Source organism: Enterobacter wuhouensis (genome assembly GCF_004331265.1).
GTDB classification, from domain to species: Bacteria; Pseudomonadota; Gammaproteobacteria; order Enterobacterales; family Enterobacteriaceae; genus Enterobacter; species Enterobacter wuhouensis.
The window spans coordinates 235819-254335 of sequence record NZ_SJOO01000001.1 but is presented as its reverse complement, the minus strand read 5'-3'; the positions used below and the strand labels follow the sequence as shown (position 1 = coordinate 254335).

Annotated in this window: 17 protein-coding genes and 1 pseudogene; 8 read left to right on the top strand and 10 right to left on the bottom strand. The window is 56.6% G+C overall.

Annotated features, from left to right (window positions below):
* The first annotated feature begins 84 nt into the window (after positions 1-84).
* Positions 85-1041 (top strand): AraC family transcriptional regulator, encoded by a 957-nt coding sequence (locus E0L20_RS01380; RefSeq protein WP_131632329.1) that lies wholly within the window; start codon positions 85-87, stop codon positions 1039-1041.
* 13 nt (positions 1042-1054) lie between these two features.
* Here E0L20_RS01380 and E0L20_RS01375 read toward each other — a convergent pair whose 3' ends face one another.
* Positions 1055-2377, bottom strand: coding sequence for a carbohydrate porin (locus tag E0L20_RS01375; RefSeq protein ID WP_131632328.1), 1323 nt, complete (start codon positions 2375-2377; stop codon positions 1055-1057).
* A 427-nt stretch (positions 2378-2804) separates the two neighbouring features.
* Here E0L20_RS01375 and E0L20_RS01370 point away from each other — a divergent pair, with 427 nt between their 5' ends.
* Positions 2805-4487, top strand: coding sequence for an alpha,alpha-trehalase (locus tag E0L20_RS01370; protein ID WP_131632327.1), 1683 nt, complete (start codon positions 2805-2807; stop codon positions 4485-4487).
* Positions 4488-4583: 96 nt separating this feature from the next.
* On the opposite strand, the gene E0L20_RS01365 is transcribed toward E0L20_RS01370, so the two are convergent.
* The gene (locus tag E0L20_RS01365) at positions 4584-4838 is read right to left on the bottom strand and encodes a GlsB/YeaQ/YmgE family stress response membrane protein (protein ID WP_131632326.1); all 255 of its coding nucleotides are present in this window, start codon (positions 4836-4838) and stop codon (positions 4584-4586) included.
* Between the two features lie 206 nt (positions 4839-5044).
* On the opposite strand from E0L20_RS01365, the gene ycgR reads away from it, so the two are divergent.
* Entirely contained in the window at positions 5045-5776 is a 732-nt protein-coding gene (ycgR, locus tag E0L20_RS01360) for a flagellar brake protein YcgR (protein WP_131632325.1), read from the top strand.
* Between the two features lie 38 nt (positions 5777-5814).
* Here ycgR and emtA read toward each other — a convergent pair whose 3' ends face one another.
* Positions 5815-6426, bottom strand: a complete 612-nt coding sequence (emtA, locus tag E0L20_RS01355; RefSeq protein ID WP_131632324.1) for a membrane-bound lytic murein transglycosylase EmtA — start codon at positions 6424-6426, stop codon at positions 5815-5817.
* A 107-nt stretch (positions 6427-6533) separates the two neighbouring features.
* On the opposite strand from emtA, the gene ldcA reads away from it, so the two are divergent.
* Entirely contained in the window at positions 6534-7448 is a 915-nt protein-coding gene (ldcA, locus tag E0L20_RS01350) for a muramoyltetrapeptide carboxypeptidase (protein WP_131632323.1), read from the top strand.
* Positions 7449-7544: 96 nt separating this feature from the next.
* A complete protein-coding gene (locus tag E0L20_RS01345; protein ID WP_131632322.1) occupies positions 7545-9278 on the top strand; it encodes a potassium/proton antiporter in 1734 nt (577 codons plus the stop codon).
* Here the strand turns inward: E0L20_RS01345 and E0L20_RS24245 are convergent.
* The 3 genes and pseudogenes from E0L20_RS24245 to E0L20_RS01335 all read right to left on the bottom strand — a co-directional run.
* Positions 9216-9356: pseudogene (locus tag E0L20_RS24245) on the bottom strand (hypothetical protein); the annotation flags it as partial. The gene E0L20_RS01345 and the pseudogene E0L20_RS24245 overlap by 63 nt on opposite strands.
* Positions 9357-9372: 16 nt before the next feature.
* Positions 9373-10443 (bottom strand): catabolic alanine racemase DadX, encoded by a 1071-nt coding sequence (gene dadX / locus E0L20_RS01340; protein ID WP_131632321.1) that lies wholly within the window; start codon positions 10441-10443, stop codon positions 9373-9375.
* Positions 10444-10452: 9 nt separating this feature from the next.
* Positions 10453-11751 carry a D-amino acid dehydrogenase gene (locus E0L20_RS01335; protein ID WP_131632320.1) on the bottom strand — a complete coding sequence of 433 codons (1299 nt, stop codon included), beginning with the start codon at positions 11749-11751 and terminating at the stop codon, positions 10453-10455.
* 321 nt (positions 11752-12072) lie between these two features.
* Here E0L20_RS01335 and E0L20_RS01330 point away from each other — a divergent pair, with 321 nt between their 5' ends.
* Positions 12073-13605 (top strand): SpoVR family protein, encoded by a 1533-nt coding sequence (locus tag E0L20_RS01330; protein WP_131632319.1) that lies wholly within the window; start codon positions 12073-12075, stop codon positions 13603-13605.
* 113 nt (positions 13606-13718) lie between these two features.
* Here the strand turns inward: E0L20_RS01330 and fadR are convergent, their stop codons facing one another.
* Positions 13719-14438 carry a fatty acid metabolism transcriptional regulator FadR gene (gene fadR, locus E0L20_RS01320; RefSeq protein ID WP_014884259.1) on the bottom strand — a complete coding sequence of 240 codons (720 nt, stop codon included), beginning with the start codon at positions 14436-14438 and terminating at the stop codon, positions 13719-13721.
* Between the two features lie 200 nt (positions 14439-14638).
* Between fadR and nhaB the strand changes: the two genes are divergently transcribed.
* Positions 14639-16177, top strand: coding sequence for a Na(+)/H(+) antiporter NhaB (nhaB, locus tag E0L20_RS01315; RefSeq protein ID WP_131632318.1), 1539 nt, complete (start codon positions 14639-14641; stop codon positions 16175-16177).
* Between the two features lie 143 nt (positions 16178-16320).
* Entirely contained in the window at positions 16321-16851 is a 531-nt protein-coding gene (dsbB, locus tag E0L20_RS01310; RefSeq protein WP_131632317.1) for a disulfide bond formation protein DsbB, read from the top strand.
* A 115-nt stretch (positions 16852-16966) separates the two neighbouring features.
* Here dsbB and E0L20_RS01305 read toward each other — a convergent pair whose 3' ends face one another.
* From E0L20_RS01305 to E0L20_RS01295, 3 genes are all read right to left on the bottom strand, one after another.
* Positions 16967-17407 (bottom strand): YcgN family cysteine cluster protein, encoded by a 441-nt coding sequence (locus E0L20_RS01305; RefSeq protein WP_131632316.1) that lies wholly within the window; start codon positions 17405-17407, stop codon positions 16967-16969.
* A gap of 93 nt (positions 17408-17500) precedes the next feature.
* Complete coding sequence (locus E0L20_RS01300) at positions 17501-18160, bottom strand: fumarylacetoacetate hydrolase family protein (protein ID WP_131632315.1); 660 nt, start codon at positions 18158-18160, stop codon at positions 17501-17503.
* Between the two features lie 37 nt (positions 18161-18197).
* Positions 18198-18473, bottom strand: coding sequence for a YcgL domain-containing protein (locus tag E0L20_RS01295; protein WP_131632314.1), 276 nt, complete (start codon positions 18471-18473; stop codon positions 18198-18200).
* Between the last annotated feature and the right edge of the window lie 44 nt (positions 18474-18517).

Genomic DNA, 18517 nt, shown 5'->3' with positions numbered 1-18517 from the left:
TGTCGCAAAAGAATAGTGGGTTCACCGTGGACGATCTATGACATATAATCTCCACTTATTGATTATTCGTCCGGAGTTGCGTCGATGACCGTTCAGTCACCCGATTTAATCAGCGAGCTGTTGCGCGGCATGCGCCTGTCAGGCGTTAAATATCGCCGGATTGAAGCCAGCGCGCCGTTTGGCGTTGCGTTTCATCAGGCTCCCGGCAAGGCGCAATTTCACTTCGTCAGCCACGGCAGCGCGATCCTGCGCACGGAGAGCGGCGCGACGTTTGCGTTAAGCGGCGGTGATGCGCTCTTTATCCCGAACGGTAACGCCCATGCCCTGCTTTCCGACGAACAGGCCACCCTCACGCCGGTCAACGCATTTCCGAGTGAGCCTATCTGCAGCTCGGTGTGCGCCATCACCTGCGAGCCGTGCCCGGAGAGTGACAACACCGTCATTTTCAGCGGATGCATGGATTTTGAACTGGGTGGCATGCAGCCGCTGATCAAGGCGATGCCGGAGGTGATGATGGTCAGCCGGTTGATGTCGACCTGGCCGGAAATTCACCCGCTGCTGGCGGCGATGGAGAGAGAATCCATGACCCGTCAGGTTGGCTATGCCGGGATCCTTGCCCGCCTTGCCGACGTGGTCGCAGCGTTGATCGTGCGCGGCTGGGTGGAGGCAGGATGCGGAAAAGCCACCGGCTGGGTACAGGTGTTGCGCGACCCCAGACTCAGCCGGGCGATTTACGCCATGCACCAGCAGCCGGGACTGAACTGGAGCGTGGCAGACCTGGCGAAGGAAGCCGGCACGTCACGTTCCGTATTTGCCGAACGGTTTCTCGCGGCGACGGGCACAACGCCGGCGAAATATCTCAGCGAACTGAGAATGCGCCTGGCGATTCAGTACATTCGCCATGAACATCAGCCTATCGAAACCGTGGCCTTACGTCTGGGCTACGGCTCGCTGGCGGCCTTCAGCCGGGCCTTTAAGCGTATTATCGGACAGGCGCCGGGTACATTGCGGGAAGTGAGTCAGACCCCGGAAGAGGTCTGACCGGCGTGATGCATCAGAAATAGTATTTAAAGCGCACGCGGCCGCCGTAGCGATCGTCGTTTTTATCCTTACCCTCTTTCGGCGAAGCATTCACCCATGAGGCATACGCCCCCAGATAAATGTTGAAGTTTTTCATCTTCATCATGTCAGGGATAAGGTACGAGGTATGGATGGTGTGAATATCATACTCGCCGGGATCGGCGATCCAGCAGTCGTTTTCACAGTCAGCATCAAAGGTTGAGGCGTTGAACTCGTCGATTTCGTTGTGGGCGTAGATATAGCCCAGCTCGAAGTTATGCCACAGGCCGTTAATCCCGGCGGTGAAGTCAGTTTCGCCGGTCGCATCCAGATACGCGGTATTGAGGTTCGTGACAATACCGTCTTCAGGATCGTCTTTTAGCCCGTCCCAGGTCAGGGTAAAGCCGTACCCGGTGCGTTCGGACTGATCCACCCATCGCCCCGCATCGTCGCGGTATCCGTACGCGTTGTTGACCAGGTTTGTCTCCATGGCGACCGCCGTGGAGAAGGCCCCTTCCTGCCAGGAGATCACCGGGCGCACGTAGGCCACGTTTTTGTCGTTTTCAAGCTCCACGCCGTGGTAACGCCGATCGACGTAAAGATCGCTGCCGTCCTTAAGCAGGGTGTTGAGTTCGAAATACCAGTTGTCCAGCGTTTTGCTCATCAGGAAGTTTCCGCCGCTGTCGCTACGGCCACGCCCCTCTTTCAGCATATAGATATAGCCGTAGCCATCGCTATAGAGATCGTCTGCGGTATTACCCGAATATTCAACGAAGGTATCCTGATTAAGCGGGAACATGTCATAGGCTTCGAAGCGTCCGACTTTAATTTCCCAGTCATTTTCCGTGCCGAAGAAGAATACGGCATCATCAAGGTTCATTTGTCCGGACAGATCGGCCAGCGGCTGTACCGAGAACCCGGCGAAATTGCCGTTATCCATTTTTCGATAGCCGTCAAAACCGAGCAGAATACGTCCGTTTATATCCCAGCGCTCTTTATCTCCCGGCGCCCAGTCGTTATTAGCGCTTTGTTTAATAGACGTCAGGCTGCCCGTTTTACTAGCGGCATCCATATTGAATTCAACGTCACCATAGAATTTAATATCACCAAAACCTGAAAGCGTCAGCTTTAGCGGCGCGTCTTTTTTTACCGGCTCTTCAGACTCCACGACCACCGTTTTGGCCTGCTGTTGCTTCAGCGCCTGAATTTGCGCTTCAAGCTGCGCCAGCTTTTCCTCAACGCTTGTCGAGGATTGTGCCGCGAACAGAGCGCCAGAATAGAGGACGCTCATCAGAATTACCGTTTTCTTTAATTTCATAGAATCCATCCTGATTATAAAAAATAAACACCCAAACGATGAGTGTGACTATTTGGTATAAACGGGGCGGCGCGTACCATTATGTTTTTTGCCATTGTGATTATGATTTTTAATTTATGTGATCGCCAAGGAGTAATTCTTGAATAATTACTGACTAAAAAGGAGGTCATCTCACATTATTACCTCCCCTTCGCGCACCATAATTCCCCGGCTGTCCTTCGCTTATTATTTCTGGGGATTATAATTTATTTATATCCATTCTCGTGACAAATTCACCGTACAGATGCAACTGCTTATCGGGACGGTAAATTGTCCGGTTGTTCGAAAAATGGGATATTCGACACGCGAAGCCGGCCATATTCGTCTAAGGTTTTCAGGTAATTGACAACAGCGGTCACGCTGCTCAGTGAAGACAGGAGACGAACCGATGATAAGACCTCGTGCACTACGCCCCACCGTTTTACAGCTTGCGCTGGGGGGCGCACTACTCGGTGTTACCGCATTGGGTTATGCTGAAGAGATGGCATCTGGCCAAACCAATCCACCTGATATTTTGCTCGGCCCCCTCTTTAACGATGTTCAGAGCGCCAAACTTTTCCCCGATCAAAAGACCTTTGCCGACGCGGTGCCGAAGAGCGATCCGCTGACGATCCTCGCCGACTACCGCATGCAGCGTAAGCAGTCCGGATTTGATTTGCGCCACTTTGTTGACGTGAATTTTACGCTCCCCGGCGAGGGCGAAAAATACACCCCGCCTTCCGGGCAGAGCCTGCGGGAACACATTGACGGGCTTTGGCCGGTATTAACCCGCACAACCGATAAAGCCGGTAAATGGGATTCTCTCCTGCCGTTGCCGAAGCCCTACGTGGTGCCCGGCGGACGCTTTCGCGAGGTGTACTACTGGGACAGTTATTTCACCATGCTGGGCCTGGCCGAGAGCGGACACTGGGACAAAATTAACGATATGGTGGACAATTTCGCGTATGAAATTGACACCTACGGCCATATCCCTAACGGCAACCGAAGCTACTATCTGAGCCGTTCGCAGCCGCCGTTTTTCGCAATGATGGTCGAGCTGCTGGCAACACACGACAGCGATGCCCTGAAAAAATATCGTCCGCAGATGGAAAAAGAGTATGCCTACTGGATGGAGGGTGCGGATGCGCTGCAGCCTGGACAAGTCGGTAAACGCGTGGTGAAGCTGGATGACGGCGCCATTCTCAACCGCTACTGGGGCGATCGGGATACGCCGCGTCCGGAGTCCTGGCTGGATGACGTCACGACCGCCAAAAGTAATCCAGACCGTCCGGCTGCGGAGATTTACCGCGACCTGCGATCGGCTGCCGCCTCCGGCTGGGACTTTAGCTCCCGCTGGATGGACGACCCGCAAAAGCTTGGCACGATCCGTACGACCAGCATCGTGCCGGTGGATTTGAACGCCCTGATGTTTAAGATGGAAAAACTGCTGGCGCGGGCAAGCCAGGACGGCGGCGATGCCGCAGGGGCCAGCAGGTATGAGGCGCTGGCAGCGGCCCGCCAGAAGGCCATTGAAGCCCACCTGTGGAATGAAAAAGAGGGGTGGTATGCCGATTACGATCTGAAGAGCAAAAAGGTCCGTAACCCGCTGACGGCGGCCGCCCTCTTCCCGCTATACGTGAAGGCGGCGGCGCAAAACCGCGCCGATAAGGTGGCATCCGCCACGGCCTCACGTCTGCTGAAACCGGGGGGTATTTCCACGACCACCGTCAACAGCGGCCAGCAGTGGGATGCACCAAACGGCTGGGCACCGCTACAGTGGGTTGCGGCTGAAGGGTTGCAAAACTATGGTCAGGATAAGGTGGCGATGGACGTGACCTGGCGCTTCCTGAAAAATGTTCAGCACACCTACGATCGCCAGCAGAAGCTGGTAGAGAAGTACGACGTTTCGTCTACCGGAACGGGCGGTGGCGGCGGGGAATATCCGCTTCAGGATGGATTTGGCTGGAGCAACGGCGTGACGCTGAAGATGCTGGATCGCGTCTGCCCGAAAGAGAAGCCGTGCGATACGGTGCCGGAAAATCCGCCAGCGGCGAATGACGGTGCTGCGGCCACAAACCGCGTGGCGCAATAGGCAAAATTGCCGGGCGGCGGCTGCGCCTTACCCGGCCCACATTTCATCAGCGTACACAAAAAAACGGCCCTCGCAGGAGGGCCATTTTACGCGTTCTTATGCTCGTCTGAGCAATCTGAATACCACCAGCACAACAATGGCACCCACGACGGCCACCAGGAAGCTGTGCAGGTCGAAGCCGCTAATGCTGCCACCAAGTCCAAACATCGTCGCCAGCCAGCCGCCAACGACCGCCCCCACGACCCCGAGAACACAGGTCAGTATAAAGCCGCCACCGTCATTTCCCGGCATGATGAGTTTGGCGATAGCGCCAGCAATTAGACCAAAGATAATCCAGGCGATGATACCCATAGCGATGCCCTCATAAAGGTTTAACGCGTGCGCAGAAGCCCTCCCGCGCAGGTAACTTAAGTATAGGCGACCGCTGGAAAACCGGTTTTATCTCACCGACTTAAATTGCGGCTACACTGAAAAAAACTCATCGGTTTGTATTAAGTTTCATTTCAGATTGCCGATAACGCAAAGACAGTCTGTCACACATCGAGGAGCCATCTGGCGTGAGTAATTACAGTGAGCAGTTCCTGAAGCAAAATCCGCTGGCTGTATTAGGGGTATTACGCGACCTGCAAAAGGGAGAGGTACCGCTGCGCATCAGCTGGTCTGCCAGTCAGTTTATCAGCAAGATCCTTGATGCCTCATCGGACCGTCTGGTCATCGACCTGGGCAGCCAGGAATATGAAAACCGTGCCGCCCTGCGGGCTGAAAAAATCTCGGTGATGGCCGAGACCCACGGCGCGAAGGTTGAGTTTGTTCTGCCCCGGCTGGAGCTGAGCGAATTCCAGGGGCTTCCTGCCTTTGTCACGCCGCTCCCGGATAACCTTTGGTTTGTACAGCGGCGGGAATACTTCCGCATCAGCGCCCCGCTGCACCCCGCTTACTTCTGCAAAGCGAAAATGCCGGACAAAAAAGAGATCCGTTTCCGCCTTTTCGACCTGTCGCTGGGCGGTATGGGAGCCCTGATGGACACGCCCAAGCCAGAGGGGCTGGTAGAAGGCATGCGCTTTACGCAGATAGAACTGGATATGGCAGGCTGGGGACGGTTTTACTTTGATGCGCAGCTGATTGCCATCAGCGAGCGTAAAGTGGTGGACAGCAAAAACGAAACCATCACCACGCCGCGCCTGAGCTTCCGCTTTCTGAACGTGGGGCCAGGAGCAGAGCGCGAGCTGCAGCGCATTATTTTCTCTCTGGAACGAGAAGCTCGGGAACGGGCAAACAAGGTTCTGTAGGCGGCGTCGGGCAGCGCGCTCGCCGCCCGACATCGGCATTACATGGCATCCATTGCTTTCTGAACTTTCCAGATGTAGCGAGGAGCCTGCGGTGCGGGATGGTTTTTCACCACATGCTCAAAGAACTCGTCTTTATCCATGCCGTTAATCTCTTCTATCGCTTCCTTACGGTCCGACGAGAAGGTTCTCAGCAGCGCCCCTGCACCGTTAACGTAAGACACCACCAGCGCGTACTGCATGACCTCGGGATCGTCGATTCCCTTCAGCACGCCATGTTCCAGAATGCTCAGATAGGCGGTCCCCATCGAGATGTTACGTTCCGGGTTTTTCAGCTCGCTGGTCGACGGCTGGCCGCTCCAGCCCATATAGCGATAGACCTCTTTCCCTGCCGTTGACGCTTTAAGCTGCATCAGCCCCACCGCGTTTGATTTGCTGACAAGCGTTGGGTTACCGCCTGACTCGACGGCGATGATTGCCGTCACCAGGCGCGGGCTAACGCCCCAGGCTTTACCGGCTTTTTCGCTGATCGGCATCCACTGCATGGCCCGTTTAACCGGCACTTCCGGGTTCCAGGGCGGGTTTTGATAGTCATGTTTCGAACTACAGCCAGCAAGCAACACCACCAAAAAAGCAAACCATCTCAATTTCACGTCATCTATCCTTATAGCCGATCGTCGCGGTGCGCCGCCTCTTGAAGCGAGCGGCGTATAAGCGGCATGATATAGACAATTAGTTTCTCATTCAGCAAGGAATTGCCATGTCTCAGTTTCATCTCATCGCGCCGTCCGGCTACTGCATCAACCAGGACGCGGCGCAGCGGGGCGTTCAGCGCTTACTGGAATCCGGGCACCGGGTAGAAAATCAGACAATTATCCCCCGCCGCCAGCAGCGCTTTGCCGGAACGGAGGCGCAGAGGCTGAATGATATCAACGCACTGGCGAACCTGAAGGGTAGCGACAATATCGTGCTGGCCGTCCGCGGAGGGTACGGGGCAAGCCGCCTGCTGGAGAGCATCGACTGGCAAGGGCTGGCCACGCGTCAGCAGCAGGAGCCGCTGCTGATTTGCGGGCACAGCGATTTCACCGCGATCCAGCTCGGCCTGCTCGCCCTGCACAACGTCATCACCTTTAGCGGGCCAATGCTGGCCGGCAACTTCGGCGCGCCGGAGCTGGACGCCTTCACCTGCGATCATTTCTGGCGGGCGCTGCAAAACCCTACCTACAGCGTAGAGTGGCAAGGCAGCGGCCCGCAGTGGGAATGTGAAGGCCAGCTGTGGGGCGGCAATCTGGCCATGCTGGTGTCGTTGATTGGCACGCCCTGGCTGCCGCAGATTGAGGACGGCATACTGGTGCTGGAGGATATCAACGAACATCCGTTCCGCGTAGAACGTATGCTCCTGCAGCTTTACCATGCCGGGATACTGGCGCGCCAGTCGGCAATTGTCCTGGGCAGCTTTAGCGGTTCGGCACCTAACGACTACGATGCAGGCTACACGTTAGAAACGATGATTGATTTTATCCGCTCCAGGCTGGATATCCCCGTCATTACGGGACTGGATTTTGGCCATGAGCAGCAGACCGTCACCCTGGCGCTAGGCGCACACGCCCGCCTGAACCATGATAATTCAGGCAGTCGGTTAACCATCAGCGGTCATCCTGTCATAAAGGCATAAAAAAGCCGTTAAACGCCTTAATAAAACGCTGTTTCTGTCGTTAATATGTTAGGGTTTTAATAACAGCGTTAACATTGAGGTGGGAGTAAGAAAACATTGGATGCCGCAGCGATAATCAGTCTTTTCATTTTGGGTTCTGTGCTTGTAACCTTTAGTATTTTATTGAGTTCCTTTTCATCGCGTCTCGGCATACCCATTCTCGTTATTTTTCTTGCCATCGGCATGCTGGCCGGCATCGATGGCATTGGCGGTATCCCATTCGATAACTACCCCTTCGCCTACATGGTGAGTAACCTCGCGCTGGCGGTGATCCTGCTGGACGGCGGGATGCGCACCCAGGCGAGCTCCTTTCGCGTTGCCCTGGGCCCTGCGCTGTCGCTGGCAACCGTCGGCGTACTGATTACCTCGGGGCTGACGGGGATGATGGCGGCGTGGCTGTTTAAGCTGGATATGATGGAAGGGCTGCTGATTGGCGCGATTGTCGGTTCAACCGATGCGGCAGCCGTGTTCTCGCTGCTTGGCGGCAAAGGGCTGAACGAGCGCGTGGGCTCTACGCTTGAGATTGAGTCCGGTAGTAACGACCCGATGGCGGTCTTTCTCACCATCACGCTGATTGAAATGATCCAGCAGCACGAAACCGGGCTGAGCTGGATGTTTGCCTGGCATATCCTCCAGCAGTTCGGGCTGGGCATTATCATCGGTCTGGCCGGCGGCTATCTGCTGCAGCAGATGATCAACCGGATTTCGCTGCCGGCGGGGCTTTATCCCCTGCTGGCCCTGAGCGGCGGTATTCTGATATTTGCCGTAACCACGGCGCTGGACGGCAGCGGTATTCTTGCCGTTTATCTGTGCGGCTTCCTGCTGGGCAACCGTCCAATTCGCAACCGCCACGCTATTTTGCAGAACTTCGACGGCCTGGCCTGGCTGGCGCAGATCGGCATGTTCCTCGTGCTGGGCCTGCTGGTGACGCCATCCGACCTGTTGCCGATCGCCGTTCCGGCGCTGATTCTGTCGGCGTGGATGATCTTCTTTGCGCGTCCGCTGTCGGTATTTGCCGGCCTGCTGCCGTTCCGCGGCTTTAACCTGCGCGAGCGCGTCTTTATCAGCTGGGTAGGCTTGCGCGGCGCGGTGCCGATCATCCTTGCCGTTTTCCCGATGATGGCAGGTCTGGATAATTCGCGACTGTTCTTCAACGTGGCGTTCTTCGTGGTGCTGGTTTCCCTGCTGTTCCAGGGAACCTCTCTGGGATGGGCGGCGAAAAAAGCCAAAGTCGTGGTCCCGCCCGTCGGCTGGCCGGTTTCTCGCGTGGGGCTGGATATTCACCCGGAGAATCCGTGGGAGCAGTTTGTGTATCAGCTGAGCGCCGATAAATGGTGCGTGGGCGCCTCGCTGCGCGATCTGCATATGCCCGCAGAAACGCGCATTGCGGCCCTGTTCCGCGATAACGTTCTGCTGCATCCGACCGGCAGCACCCGCCTGCGTGAAGGCGATATCCTGTGCGTGATTGGCCGCGAGCGCGATCTCCCCGCGCTCGGCAAGCTGTTCAGCCAGTCTCCACCCGTGGCGCTGGACCAGCGTTTCTTCGGCGATTTTATTCTGGAAGCCAACGCGAAGTTTGCCGACGTGGCGCTAATTTACGGCCTGGATGAAGGAATGGAGTACCGCGATCGGCAGCAAACGCTTGGGGAAATCATTCAGCAGCTGCTGGGCGCGGCGCCCGTCGTGGGCGACCAGGTTGAGTTTGCCGGGATGATCTGGACCGTTGCTGAAAAAGAAGATAACGCGGTGCGCAAGGTCGGCGTCAGGCCGATGGAAGAGGAAACCGAGTAGTTTTTTTGCCGGGTGGCGGCTTCGCCTTACCCGGCCTACAAAACCCTCGAACGTAGGTCGGGTAAGCGCTAGCGCCACCCGACACAACCATTCGTTACACCGTCACAACCGGCACTCTCGGTGCCAGGGCGCACATCAGTTCATACCCAACCGTGCCCGCAGCGGAAGCCACTTCGTCGATTTTGACCTCATTCCCCCACAGCTCGACCGGCGAGCCGATGCCCGCCTGCGGGCACGGGGTTAAATCGATCGCCATCATATCCATCGAGATTGTCCCGACGGTGCCCGTGCGTACGCCGTCCACCCATACGGGGGTCCCGGTCGGTGCGATACGCGGATAACCGTCTGCATAGCCCCCCGCCACGATGCCGATGCGCTGCTCGCCCGCCGCGCGGTAGCGGCTGCCGTAGCCTACGGTATCGCCCGCCCTGAGCGTCTGCACGCCGATAATCTCGCTGCGCAGCGTCATCACGGGCTTAAGGCCGCTGTTGGCCACGTCCTGCCACTGCCCGGAAGGTGATGCGCCGTAAAGAATGATTCCCGGACGCACCCAGTCGTAATGCGCTTCCGGATGCCACAGCGTGGCCGCCGAGTTCGAGAGCGAGCGCGGGCAGTTCAGCCCTTCCGCCGCCTGTTCCACGCGCACCATCGCCCCGGTAATGCCGTCCGGCCTTTCGGCATCGGCAAAGTGCGCCATCAGGGTCATTTCACCCACGTTTTTCAGGGCGCGCAGCTGCTGCCAGACCGTATGCACGCGCTCGGGCTGGAAGCCCAGGCGATTCATGCCGCTGTTCACCTTAAGGTAGATATCCAGCGGCGCCTGCAGTTTCGCATCCTGCAGGGCTTTAACCTGCCAGTTGCTGTGAATGCTGGTCGTCAGGCGATACTTATCCAGCAACGGCAAATCGTCGGCGTGGAAGAAGCCCTCAAGCAGCAGAATCGGCCCCTTCCAGCCGCGCTCGCGCAGCAGTATGGCCTCTTCCAGATTCAGCAGCGCAAAGCCGTCGGTGGCGCTGAGCGCGCTCCAGATACGATCGATACCGTGGCCGTAGGCGTTCGCTTTGACCACCGACCAGACGCGTGAGCCTGGCGCAGCGCGGCGAACAATCTGCAGGTTATCCTTCAGAGCCTGCAGATCCAGCTGGGCCAGAATGGGACGGGACATGACGACTCCTTAACTATGCGCGCCGTGGAGGTGCTGTGGACGCGATGGGGTAAACCCTGATTGATAGCGTGCGGCGCTTAAATCGTCAAACGGAATTGCCGGCGTGCGCCCCGAAATCAAATCGCTTAACAGCTGGCCGGAGCCGCAGGCCATGGTCCAGCCGAGCGTGCCGTGTCCGGTGTTGGTCCACAGATTTTTAAACGGCGTGCGCCCGACAATCGGCGTGCCGTCCGGCGTCATCGGGCGCAGCCCGGTCCAGAACGTAGCCTGTTCCACAAACCCACCGCGCGGAAAGAGATCGCCCACCACCATCTCCAGCGTTTCACGGCGCGGCTGCAGCAGCTCGGTGTTAAAGCCAACGATTTCCGCCATCCCGCCCACGCGGATGCGGTTGTCGAAGCGGGTAATGGCGATTTTGTAGGTTTCATCAAGAATGGTCGACACGGGCGCACCGCTCTCCTCTTTCACCGGAATGGTCAGCGAGTAGCCTTTTAGCGGATAGACCGGAATATCAAGGATGCCCTTCAGCATGGCGGTAGAGTAAGAGCCGAACGCCATCACGTAGGCATCGGCCTTGATCACCTCTTCGCCACACTTCACGCCGTAAATTTTTTCGCCTTCCGACAGGAGCTTGTCGACGGAGGTGTTGAAGCGGAATTTTACCCCGGCCCGCTCGCACATCTGCGCCAGTCGCTGGGTGAAAAGCTGGCAGTCGCCGGTTTCGTCGTTGGGCAGGCGCAGGCCGCCCGTCAGCTTGTGCGCCACGTCCGCCAGCGCGGGCTCCACCTGCCCCAGCTGGCTGGCCTCCAGCAGCTGATAAGGTACGCCTGCATCTTCGAGCACGGCGATATCGCGGGTGGCGTTTTCATACTGCTGCTCGGTGCGGAAAAGCTGCAGGGTGCCTCCCTGGCGTCCTTCATACTCGATGCCGGTCGAGGTGCGTAAGGCCTTCAGGCAGTCGCGGCTGTATTCCGCCAGGCGCACCATGCGGCCTTTGTTTTCCATATAGTGGCGGGTGTCGCAGTTGCGCAGCATCTGCCACATCCACCTGAGCTGGAACTGCGTGCCGTCCAGGCTGATGGCCAGCGGCGCATGGCGCTGGAACATCCACTTGATGGCCTTCAGCGGCACGCCGGGCGCTGCCCACGGGGCCGCATAGCCCGGTGAGATTTGCCCCGCATTCGCCGCGCTGGTTTCCAGTGCCGGGCCGGCTTCCCTGTCGATAACCGTCACCTCATGCCCCGCCTGACTTAAATACCAGGCGCTGGTCACGCCAACGACGCCACTTCCCAGTATGACAACACGCATAGCCACTCCATAATGTGCAAAAGAACAATCAACTGATTACAGATTGATAACCTAGTTGAAAATATTATTCAACATACGACTTTTTTATGGTGACTTACCTCACATCTTCCCCTGTATACGGGGAAAGTGCTTATTTGCGATCTCGTGCTGCGCGTCATTTTTAACCAGCATAAAATCCTGCGCCAGCGGCATTTTTTGTCGAATCAAAAATGAAAAATCGCGAAGAAAAAATTTCTGCTACAGCACGCTTTTTAACACGTTGATCTATGCTTGAAAGGAGGCTCTCCAGACAGAGAGAGCACCCACAATGAGGGCGCGCTAATGGCTACTATTGATTCCATGTCCAGGGACAGCACACGTCTGAGCGATGGACCCGACTGGACCTTCGAGCTGCTGGATGTCTACCTTGCCGAGATCGACCGTGTCGCGAAGCTGTACCGTCTGGATACCTATCCTCACCAGATCGAAGTTATTACTTCCGAACAGATGATGGATGCCTACTCCAGCGTGGGGATGCCGATTAACTATCCCCACTGGTCGTTCGGCAAAAAGTTCATTGAAACCGAGCGCTTGTACAAGCACGGGCAGCAGGGGCTGGCGTATGAGATCGTCATAAACTCCAACCCGTGCATCGCCTATCTGATGGAAGAGAACACCATTACCATGCAGGCGCTGGTGATGGCGCACGCCTGCTACGGACACAACTCGTTTTTCAAGAATAACTACCTGTTCCGCAGCTGGACGGATGCCAGCTCCATCGTCGATTACCTGATTTTCGCCCGGAAATACATAACCGACTGCGAAGAGCGTTACGGCGTTGATGAGGTGGAGAAGCTGCTCGACTCCTGCCACGCGCTGATGAACTACGGCGTAGACCGCTACAAGCGCCCGCAGAAGATCTCCCTGCAGGAGGAGAAAGCCCGTCAGAAAAGCCGCGAGGAGTATCTGCAAAGCCAGGTGAACATGCTGTGGCGCACCCTGCCGAAGCGTGAGGAGGAGAAAACGGTCGCCGAAGCGCGTCGCTATCCATCCGAGCCGCAGGAGAATCTGCTCTACTTTATGGAGAAAAACGCGCCGCTGCTTGAGCCGTGGCAGCGCGAGATCCTGCGCATCGTGCGCAAGGTGAGCCAGTATTTCTATCCGCAGAAACAGACCCAGGTGATGAACGAGGGCTGGGCGACCTTCTGGCACTACACCATTCTTAACCACCTGTATGACGAAGGAAAAGTCTCCGAGCGGTTCATGATGGAGTTCCTGCACAGCCATACCAACGTGGTGTTCCAGCCGGCGTATAACAGCCCGTGGTATAGCGGCATCAACCCGTACGCCCTTGGCTTCGCCATGTTCCAGGACATCAAGCGCATCTGCCAGTCGCCGACGGAAGAGGACAAATACTGGTTCCCGGACATTGCCGGATCGGACTGGCTGGAAACGATGCATTTCGCCATGCGCGACTTTAAGGACGAAAGCTTTATCAGCCAGTTTATGTCGCCGAAAATCATGCGTGACTTCCGCTTCTTCACCGTGCTGGATGATGACAGAAATAACTTCCTTGAGATTTCAGCCATCCACAACGAAGAGGGCTACCGCGAGATCCGCTCTCGTCTCTCTTCCCAGTACAACCTGAGCAACCTTGAGCCGAACATTCAGGTGTGGAACGTGGACCTGCGCGGCGACCGCTCCCTGACGCTGCGCTATATTCCGCACAACCGCGCGCCGCTGGATAAGGGGCGTAAAGAGGTGCTGAAGCATGTGCATCGTCTGTGGGGGTTTGACGTGCTGCTGGAGCAGCAGAACGAAGACGGCAGCGTCGAGCTGCTGGAGCGGTGCCCGGCGCGGTTGAATACGCTGTAGTGCAGTTTTTTTGCCCGGTGGCGCTACGCTTACCGGGCCTACAAGACCCGTAGGTCGGGTAAGGCGTAGCCGCCACCCGACGAAAAAAACCTCTCATATGAGAGGTTTTTTCTTTAGCGGCTCTGAATCGCCAAATCGCCCGGCAGGGTTTTCTGCATACGATGCCAAATTTCACCGGAATCGTGGCCGTAGCGACGAACCGTTTCATAGACCTGGTCGTGTAAACCCTCGGTGCAGAGCTTGCTCAGCTTATGGTAAAAACCGAGCGCCAGGCTGCGGGCCTCCGGATTGGCAAAGTAGTGACGACCAATTCGGGTATACAGCCCTTTCATGCCGTTCAGGATCAGGCCATAAATCGGGTTGCCGGAGGCAAACGCCAGACCGCGAAAAACGTTGTAGTCGAGGGTGGCGAACGCATCGGCGTGATCTTCCACTTCGTTCGCACTGGCAAGCACCGCAAGCGCATCTTCCGGATGCTGGCGGAACGCGGTACGGATAAAGATAGTCGCGATGTTGGTACGCACCGAGAGCAGATTATCAATCAGCTGCGGCACGCTTTCGTGGTCGAGACGGGCGAGCGTTTCAAGAATATTCAGCCCGGACGTTTCCCAGAAGTTGTTCACCTTCGTTGGCTTGCCGTGCTGAATCGTCAACCAGCCATCGCGCGCCAGTCGCTGGAGAACCTCTCGCAGCGTGGTGCGAGTGACGCCAATCAGTTCAGAGAGTTCGCGTTCAGCCGGAAGAATAGACCCCGCGGGGAAACGATTATTCCAGATGCTTTCAATGATGTACTCTTCCGCGAAACCCGCCGGGCTCTGCGCCTTAATGACCATAGTGAGATTTCCATTACACAGCTTTAGCAAATTGGACTCATCATACCAGAGGCGTGCAGACGCAGGTAGCGCAGCAGAGAGAGAAAAGAGGGATCGCCGTTTCATTTCTGCGTAATTTACAAACGGGCTTTGTGCCCCTCTCCCGCCAGATTTTGCGTATACTGATGTTTTGTCTCACCTGACGGGGAAGGACGTCTGTCGTGGAAATTTCATTTGGGCGCGCACTATGGCGCAATTTTTTAGGCCAGTCGCCTGACTGGTACAAACTGGTACTTCTGGTATTCCTGGTCGTTAACCCCATCCTTTTTTTCGTGGACCCGTTTATTGCCGGATGGCTGCTGGTGGCGGAGTTTATCTTCACTCTGGCGATGGCGCTGAAGTGCTACCCGTTACTCCCCGGTGGCCTGCTGGCCTTTGAAGCCGTGATAATAGGTATGACCAGCGCCGAGCATGTTAAGCACGAGCTGGCGTCTAATCTCGAAGTGCTCCTGCTGCTGATGTTTATGGTCGCCGGCATCTACTTTATGAAGCAGCTGCTGCTGTTTATCTTCACCCGCCTGCTGTTGAGCATCCCGTCGAAAACGATCCTGTCGCTGGCCTTTTGCCTCGCGGCCGCATTTCTCTCGGCTTTCCTGGATGCCCTGACGGTGGTGGCCGTGGTGATCAGCGTCGCCGTCGGTTTTTACGGGATTTATCATCGCGTAGCCTCTTCTCGCCCCGGTGAGGATTTGCAGGATGACAGCCATGTCGATGCACATAACCGTGACGTGCTGGAGCAGTTCCGCGCCTTCCTCCGGAGCCTGATGATGCACGCGGGCGTGGGCACGGCGCTGGGCGGCGTGATGACGATGGTCGGGGAACCGCAGAACCTGATCATTGCGAAAGCGGCGGAATGGAATTTCGGCGAGTTTTTCCTCCGCATGGCGCCTGTCAGCCTACCTGTGCTGCTCTGCGGCCTGACTACCTGTATTCTGGTGGAGAAATTTAGCGCCTTTGGCTACGGAACAACGCTGCCCGAAACGGTGCGGCAAGAGCTGCACAAATTCGACGAGCAAAGTCGCCGTCAGCGCACCCGTCAGGATACGCTGCGCCTGATTGCTCAGGGGATCATTGGCGTCTGGCTTATCGCCGCCCTGGCTTTTCATCTTGCTGAGGTGGGGTTAATTGGCCTGTCGGTCATTATTCTCGCCACCACCTTTAGCGGCGTGACGGACGAGCACGCCATCGGCAAAGCGTTTACCGAAGCCCTGCCGTTTACCGCGCTGCTGGCGGTGTTTTTTGCCGTGGTCGCGGTGATTATCGATCAGCACCTGTTTGCGCCGATTATTGCCTATGTTCTGCAGGCCGCGCCCGACGCACAGCTCTCTCTGTTTTATCTGTTCAACGGCTTGCTGTCGTCCATTTCGGATAACGTTTTCGTGGGCACGGTGTATATCAACGAGGCGAAGGCGGCAATGGAGCAAGGCGTAATCAGCATCCAACAGTTTGAGCTGCTAGCGGTCGCGATCAACACCGGAACCAACCTGCCGTCGGTCGCGACGCCAAACGGCCAGGCCGCGTTCCTGTTCCTGCTCACTTCCGCCCTTGCGCCGCTCATACGGCTTTCTTATGGAAGAATGGTGTGGATGGCGCTGCCCTATACGCTGGTGCTGACGATCGTTGGCTTGTTGTGCGTCAAATTTACCCTCATTCCTTATACGCACTGGTTAATGCAAGCGGGTATACTTGCGGCGCATTGAACCCGGTAAATTGGGCAGTTCGCTGCCCGTTTGCCTTTTCGCATGATAAACATCCGATTACGTTTTATTTCGTCAGGTAGCGCTGGCGCGAAAAAAGAATTGGTTTACACTGCGCTTTCCAAGCATGTTCCAGGGAAATGATTATGTTGAGATTTTTGAACCAGTGCTCCCGCGGTCGTGGAGCGTGGTTGTTAATGGCGCTAACCGCCTTTGCGCTGGAAATGGTCGCACTGTGGTTCCAGCACGTCATGGGGCTGAATCCCTGCGTGCTGTGTATCTACGAACGCTGTGCGCTGTTCGGCATCATGGGTGCGGGTCTGGTGGGCGCGATTGCCCCGAAATCACCGTTACGCTATGTCGGTATTGCCATCTGGCTGTACAGCGCCTGGAAAGGTATTGAGCTGTCCTGGCAGCACACCATGATGCAGCTGCATCCGTCACCGTTTATGACCTGCGATTTTGCCGCCCGCTTCCCGAGCTGGCTGCCGCTGGACAAATGGCTGCCGCAGGTGTTCGTCGCCTCCGGCGACTGCTCCGTGCGCCAGTGGGAATTCCTGACGCTGGAGATGCCGCAGTGGCTGGTGGGCATTTTTGTCGCCTACTTCGTCGTGGCGCTGCTGGTGCTGATTGCCCAGCCGTTTAAGCCGAAGAAACGCGATCTTTTTGGGCGCTAAGTTGCCCGGCGGCGCTTCGCTTGCGCGGGCCTACGGTTTTGTAGGTCGGGTAAGCGCAGCGCCACCCGACACAACAGCGCATAATAAAAAACCCGCCTCGGCGGGTTTTTTATTATCAGCGGTTAGGGTGATTCATGATGTGGTCTTCCCAGTCCCGCACCTCGGACTCTTTCACCGCGATGTGGCGCACGGAGATACGCTCACCGTGCATCGCCGCTTTAGATCCCGTCAGCAGCGGATGCCATGTCGGCAGATCGTTTCCTTCCGCCAGCAGGCGATACGCGCAGGTGTGCGGTAACCACTCAAAGGTCGGCAGGTTTTCGCGGGTCAGCTTTATACAGTCCGGCTCATATTCAAAGCGACGCTCATAGTTGCGGCACTGGCAGGTTTTGATGTTCAGCTGCTTGCAGGCGACGTTGGTGAAATAGATCTCGTCGGAATCTTCATCCATCAGCTTATGCAGGCAGCACTGCCCGCAGCCGTCGCACAACGATTCCCACTCCGCGTCGGTCATTTCGTCGAGAGTTTTGCTTTGCCAGAAAGGAATGTCGTTCATCAGGATGTCCACACGTCAAAAGAAAGCGCACCTTATAACGAGTCTGGCACGTTGATGCAAGTTTTGCCGCCCATATCAGGCGGCAAGTTGCTTTTACAGCACGCGGGTTTTCAGCGACAGGCCGTTAAAACTGACCTCCAGCTCGTCGCCGCCGCTGAGCGGGCCAACGCCCTCGGGCGTACCGGTGAGGATCACATCACCCGGCTTAAGGGTAAAGAAGCGGCTCATGTAGGCGATCAGCGGCACGATCTTGTGGATCATATCGGCAGTCGTCCCCTGCTGGCGGATCTCACCGTTCACCTTGAGCGCAAGCGGCGTGTCCTGTGGATCGGCGGTAAACTCGCCTACCGGCACAAAACCAGAAATCGGACAGGCGTTATCGAAGCCCTTGGCTTTTTCCCACGGCTGTCCGGCTTTTTTCATCTTAGCCTGCACGTCGCGCAGCGTGAGATCCAGCGCAACGCCGTAGCCGGCAATGGCTTTCTGCACATGCTCTTCAGAGGCCTGACGCAGCGTCGCACCAATCAGAACCGCAAGCTCAACCTCATGATGAACGGAGCCCAGCCCTTGCGGCAGCGCCAGCGGCTGTCGAATATCGCACAGCGCGGTTTCAGGCTTAATGAACAGCACCGGCTCTTCTGGCGTCGCGCTGCCCATTTCCTGAATATGTTTTGCGTAGTTGCTGCCGACGCAAACCACTTTACTCACGGGATAATCCAGTAATGCACCCTGCCAGTTATGATGTTGATACATGGTCGACCCCTAAACGGTTGATGTGTTGTGTCCGGAGCTATTTTTTCCCGTTCACCTCAAGATGCTGTTTTAATAAATTCTCGGGTGGTGGCGGAAGCTGTAAATAATAGCCCTGTTCGGTTAATGCGGCTTTCACTTTATCCAGATCGGCACTGACCAGTTTCTTACGTCCGTCCAGCGGCAGCAGCATCGCCAGCTGAGGACGGCCAAAACTTTTCATTAATTCTTCAGGCACGCGGGAAAAATCGTCTTTCTTTTCGACATAAAGGTAGGTCTGGTCGCGGCTTGTACTTCTGTAGATCACACAAAACATGTTTTTACTCTGAATTAATGGGTGGTTGCTTGCCTCAATATACT